The organism is Pseudocitrobacter sp. RIT415, assembly GCF_003057695.2.
Taxonomy (GTDB): Bacteria; Pseudomonadota; Gammaproteobacteria; order Enterobacterales; family Enterobacteriaceae; genus Pseudocitrobacter; species Pseudocitrobacter faecalis.
The window spans coordinates 1-6,036 of record NZ_QBJC02000044.1; the positions used below are offsets into that span (position 1 = coordinate 1).

A 6,036-nucleotide genomic window follows, 5' to 3' on the forward strand; every position below is an offset into this window, starting at 1 on the left:
GTCGAAGTCATCCCAGCGGTAGCGCCACTCCTGTGGGCGGAAGCCGCGTTTGTGTTCGGTGCGTTTAGTGGCTCTTCCGCAGGCGTCGTATTCATAGCGGTTGTCGCCCGCCTGCGTCACGCATTCATTACTGTAGTCGTGCTGTGCCAGAATGCCGTTTATCCGGCTTTCCGCTATCTGCTCGTTTACGGTATAGCGGTAGCGTTCTTCCTGCGCCGGGCCGTCTGCGTCCAGCCGCAGTACGCTGGTTATCTGGTCGCGGGCATCATACTGGTAGCGCGTTTCCCGCTCCGTGCGCGTCTTCGACCACACTTCATGCCCGCTCAGGCGGCCCGATTTATCCCACGCATAGCGGTGTTCGCCCAGCGGTCGCCACGATGCCACGCTCTGGTGGCTGCCTGCCAGCCGCTCTGCGCCCTGTTTTTGCCATGCCGTACGACCGCAGGTGTCGTATCCCTGCTCCTGCATATACACCGCATGGTTCAGCGGCGTCTGTGCCAGCCAGCTTTCCTCATCCTCCGGGCGGTAACGCCGGTTTTTTTCCAGACCTGCGGGGGAATGACCGAAGTCCATCCGGTGGTCGTTGCTGCGGTAACCCGTCAGAATGCCCGAAGCGTCGTATTCTCTCTGTGTTTCCCCGTCCGGCGTTGTGGTGCCCGTCAGTCGCCCGGCCTCATCATAGCGGTACTCCGTGCGCTGGCCGTCCTGCTCTTCCGCCACCAGGCGGTGCCGTTCGTCCCACTCCAGTTTTACCTCGCTGGTGAGTGTGTAACCTGCTTCACTGGCCTCGCTGCGCTCATACACCTGCGCGCTCACCATCCGGTCATAACGGTCGTACTGATAACACAGTTTCTGATGGTCGCCGCTGATGGTCGTCACCCGGCCATATTCATCCCGCACATAGCGCCACACGCTGCCGTCCGGGCGGTGTTTTTCAGCCAGCCGGCCCTGCTCATCGCGGGTATAGACGGTTCTGCGCCCCGACCAGTCATCCTCCCCGGCCATCTGGCCCGCCGCATCGTAGTGCAGCCGCCAGTGCTGGTTGCCGCTGCGCGTCAGTTGCGTCAGCCTTGCGGCACCATCGTAGTGGCAGAGAATACGTTGTCCGCCCGCGTCTTCCACTTCCCGCAGCAGGTCGAACGCCCCGTGGCGGTAGCGCGTGGTCTGGCCCATCGCCCCGGTGTGGAGGGCGATTTTGCCTTCACCGTCATAGCGGAAGGTCTCCGCGCCGCCGTCGGCCCGGATAACCGCACTCAGTTTCTCATGGGGATTATCGGCACCGGGGCGGTACTGCCAGTTCACGCTGCGCCCTTCCGCATCCACCAGCCCCGTCAGCCGCAGCCAGCGGTCTTCCGTGTAATGGGTCGTGCGGCCTTCGGCATCGGTATGGGAAAGCAGGCCACCGTGGGCGCTGTAGCCCCACTGTTCGCGGCTGCCGTCCGGGTATGTCACTTCCTTCAGCAGACCGTCTTCGGTATGACGGTACTGCCAGTTCTGCCCGTTCACCACCCGCTGAACCAGGTTCCCTTCGGCGTTATAGTGATACGCCGCCGTGGTGCGGTGGTCTTTCCAGGCGGTTAACTGGCCGAACTCGTCCCACTGCCATTCCCGTTTACGCCCGTTCTCGTCGGTTTCGCTCAGGATACGCCCGGCGTAATCGCGTTTTATCTGTGTGATGCGCCCACCCGGCTGGCGAATACACAGCGGCTGGTCGTATTCGTTACGCTCCCATTCAGTGATACGCCCCAGCGGGTCACGCTGTTTTTTCAGCAGCCAGGTTTCATCAAACCACAGCGTGGTGGTGGCTCCGGTGGCGTCGGTATAATCGGTTCTGCGCTCTTCCGGGAAGTAGCGGAAGGTGTCGTTATACAGGCCTTCCTGTGTGCCTGTGGCAGTCACCCGGCCTTCATCGTCATAGCGAAGATGGAAGTGCGTCGGGCCGTTATCGCGCCAGGAACTCAGCCAGCCCTGTTCGGTGTAGGTATAGTGCAGCGCACCATTAAAGCGGGTCTGTACATCACTCAGCCGCTGCTCATCGCCGTGGCTGATATAGTCATAACGCACCAGTTCGCTGCCTTCTGATTCGTCGGTCACACGGAATATCTGCCCCTGCGGGCCGCACATCACCCGCAGACTCAGGCCGCTGCTGTGGGTTACGTTTGTCAGGTGGCCGATGGCGTTATAGGTGAAGTGGATTTCGTTGCGGTTGCGATCCTTAATGGCAGACAAACGTAGATGTCTGTCACCTGATGACAAAGGTGTAAATACATAACTCTGTTGCGTCTGTTCATCAAAAATAATTGCCCGGTTACGGCTTCCCAGTAGCCGATACTGTGGCACCAGCAGGTTACGACAGTTATACAATTCCGACGTGGTGGTATAAGCGGGACATAAACCTTCGGCATCAACGTAGGTCACCGTCTGCTCATCACTGTCAAATACCAGATGCTGCGACCAGTTACACAACCAGCGATTACCTAACAGCCCCCCGACTGGATGGCTACTGGTATACATACGCCTGAGTGTTAGTGGAAGAATATGCGGATACTGAAAATCAGTACGGCTTTCAGTATACTCGCCGGTTCCTGTATCTACAGGATCCCCCAGGCACTGTAATCCTTTGAACAGCTTGTTTAGTATTTTTCCACCAAAAAAGGTAGAAAAAACCTCCCCGCCACTGATAATAAGCTGCTCAGTCACGCTCATATCTGCATCTATTGGCAGATATGAGCGTGATGAGTCATCAGCAAAAATGGTCTTACATCCTTCCTGTATTACAGCAGAACACGTAATTTTATCGCCCTTACGGGCCAGTGGCTGATCGTTGATATAAACCGTCGTGCTCCCCTGGGCAATACGTGGTTTGGGATCTCCCGGATGATCTTCACATAAAACAATATCGGTTACCCGCGCTACTGGTTTATCTTCAAAGAATACATTTGGGGAGCCATGATCTATTTCACCCGTTTCCGATGCCCAACGATTACCTATCGCTGTACTTGCCCCGCCAATAAGACCGCTACCGAAACCAATAAAAGCCAGCGCCCCGAGGCCGATACCCCCAGTAAAAAAAATGATTGCACCAATTGCTACCGCCCCGATAATACCCGCAGCCAGCGCCCCTAATGCCCCCAGAAAAGCATTATTATGTACAATCTTATGTCCTTTACAGGCGGGAATATTACTGGCCTTAGCTACGTCATGCCCACTGCATAACGTATCCATCAGGGCATTTCCGGCCATATTTCCCAAATATCCTCCAGCCATTGCTGCGCCAACGGGAGCAATAAAAGCTACACTAGCCACAATTCCATTAGAAAGTGCTACTCCCGCACCATAAAGAAGTGCGCCAATAGCCACTATATTTCCAGTGCTAGCGATAGCATCAACCGTTGTTTGATTACTGCTGTAATCCTTCGATATCTCTGCTATTTCTGGTGAAATTTCAGGTGCGGGTGTTATATCCGATTCGTCCATAATTATTATTCCTTGTATTAATCGGCCTGCTTGATATTTCCTTCCGCTGGACTAAATCGAAAATTCAACAGAATATGTCTCATTGTCTGTCTATTATCCTCCGGCATTCCACCTGGTGCAGTATATGCGAGGCTCAGTATCTGACGGCCATTGCGAACAACCAGCATGAGTTGCGCCACGGAGGTACCCTGCATTTTCCAGTTAAACTCCCAATATTCCGCCGGACGACCTTCAACCTGACAGGAACGCTCTTCCGTGAAAGTAACATCGGTAAGTTCGCGCCTAAACTTTTTCTTCTGGACGGCAAGATAATCACTAAACTCGGCTTCTTCTGGAAGGCTATCTCGGGTGATAACTAAATTAGCCCCCGCGACCTCACTCATAACAGGCATAAGTACATTCATACTTTTGTCCTGCCAGCGCCCCGCTAATTCCAGCTCACCTTCCTGAAAGATATATTTCATTTTCATTTCGCTCCCGGATTAATATCTACTCTCGATGGCCCCAATATTTTTATTGTTCCGTCTGCATTCATAACAATCGTGCTACTTCCCACCACAAAAGTAATTTTTTTCGCGGCTGTCAGCGTGATTTCCCCGCTAATAGAGGTCACCGATATATCCTGCTCTACCGTCTCCGTACAGGTCCCCGTTTCTACCTTCACTTCGCGATTACCCGTTTTCACCGTCAGAGACTGGTCGCCTTCCGTCACGGTAATATTCCGGTTGCCTTTGATGGTTTCGGTATGCTTGCCATCAACAAATTCCGTGCGGTCGATCTTTACCGTGGATGTTTCGTTGTGAATGATGGTTTTCGTTCGATCTGCGTTTACCGTGTGGGTTTCGTTATTTTTCACTACGGTATTCAGATCTTTCTCCGCGAGAAACCTCACCTCCTCCGCACCCGTTTTGTCATCGAAGCGCAGCATATTTCCGTTGGTCGGCCCGCCATACAGTGAGTGGCTGAATATCCCGCTTTGCGACGCCATGCCCGGCAGGCCCCACGGCGGCATGGTGTCCTGGTTGTAGGTACGGCCCACGATTATCGGTAAATCCGGGTCGCCGTTTTTGAAATCCACCAGCACTTCCTGGCCGATGCGCGGGATCTGGATCATGCCAAATCCTTTACCCGCCCACGGGTAGCTGACGCGGATCCAGCAGGAGCTGTTTTCATCATTCTTGCCGTAACGGTCCCAGCCAAACTGCACCTTCACCCGGCCATATTTATCCGTCCAGATTTCCTGCCCCGCCGGGCCGGTGACGATGGCGCTTTGTGGACCTTTGGTGTGGGGTTTACTCAGGGTTCGCTGTGGGCGATAGACTTCGCTGGTGGGATGCAGTTCAAACGTGGTGACATAGGTAAAATGCTGATCCTGGCCGCTGTGCTGCGCGTTGTCCCGTAAAAACAGCGTGGTCTGTACCAGCAGGTATTCCTGGTTGACCTCTGCCGTCGGGTGATTCATCAGTGTGAAGGTGTAACCTGCCATGAGAGTGCGGATATTCCCTGCCCCGCCAACCCGGCTGCCGGGGCTGCGCTGCGCTTCCATACGGATGCGCGTCAGCATCTCACCTTCGCTCTTGTCGAAGTAATCCCCCGGCCATTCGTAATGCTCGTAGGTGGCGTGGCCGGTTTCGCGTGGGTTTGCCACGGTGTTTGCCAGCAATGAGCGTGGCTTTGTAAAATCGAAATCGTTCAGTACCCACTGCCCGGTACGCAGCCTCTCACTGGCCGTAATGGTGTGGATAAACTCTTTATCCAGCTTTAGTCCTTCCTGGTGCCACTCCACCAGTGGCGAGTCCGGGCACGCTTGGTGGGCACTGATAGCGTCCGCCAGCACCAGCGTATGGCTGTTCTCGCTGTGCTCAAACCACCAGTAAATGCCCCACTCCTGCATCAGGCGCTGGATGAAATCAAAGTCGGTTTCGCCGTACTGTACCTGCCAGGTGCGTGACGGGTAGTTTTCCACCAGCCGTTTTTCCACCGGGTACGAGTATTCGGCCAGGACTTCATCCAGAATGTCCACCACGGTTTTATTCTGGAAGGCTTTGTAGTCGCTGGTGTGGGTCAGCAACTTCAGCCACGGCTCAATGCGTAACTCATACGTTACCGAGCGGCCCTCATGGCCCACGACCCGTGCCGCCGTTACCAGGCCGCTGATATGCCGTTTGCCGCCGCCGTCCAGTTCGATATTGACGCACAGGTCTTTGCCCACCATCGGTTTGAGCGGCAGGTTGGCGGCGGGGGAGACATAGCCCAGATTCAGGGTGTCGGGCGTTTTAAGCTGTACGATGTAGGTAAACAGGCTGCCAAGTTTCTCAGAACCATTTATACCGGCAAAAAGCAGCATCTGCGGCGGCACAGCGCTACCGCTTACCGAGACGTTATGCGCTCCCGGTCCACCGGATACCAGCGATGCTGCCGCATCCTGCGCAGCATCGACCATATCCGATATCCCTGCCGCCGCAGCGGCAGCCTGCGCTGCGGCTACCGCCGCTTTTACCAGCCCAGACGGTTCAGGCAACGCCCCAAACAGATCCGCCGCGGCCTGTTCTGCCATCT

General features: G+C 55.3%; 3 protein-coding genes. All 3 read right to left on the reverse strand.

Annotated elements, in window-relative coordinates; translation table 11 throughout:
• A partial coding sequence (locus DBY68_RS22615; protein WP_112296227.1) for a DUF6531 domain-containing protein occupies positions 1-3,477 on the reverse strand: 3,477 nt, incomplete at its 3' end.
• Positions 3,478-3,494: 17 nt separating this feature from the next.
• Positions 3,495-3,947 (reverse strand): DcrB-related protein, encoded by a 453-nt coding sequence (locus DBY68_RS22620; protein ID WP_233503928.1) that lies wholly within the window; start codon positions 3,945-3,947, stop codon positions 3,495-3,497.
• Positions 3,944-6,034, reverse strand: a complete 2,091-nt coding sequence (gene tssI / locus DBY68_RS22625) for a type VI secretion system tip protein TssI/VgrG (RefSeq protein ID WP_112296225.1) — start codon at positions 6,032-6,034, stop codon at positions 3,944-3,946. The genes DBY68_RS22620 and tssI overlap by 4 nt, the downstream gene beginning before the upstream one ends.
• Between the last annotated feature and the right edge of the window lie 2 nt (positions 6,035-6,036).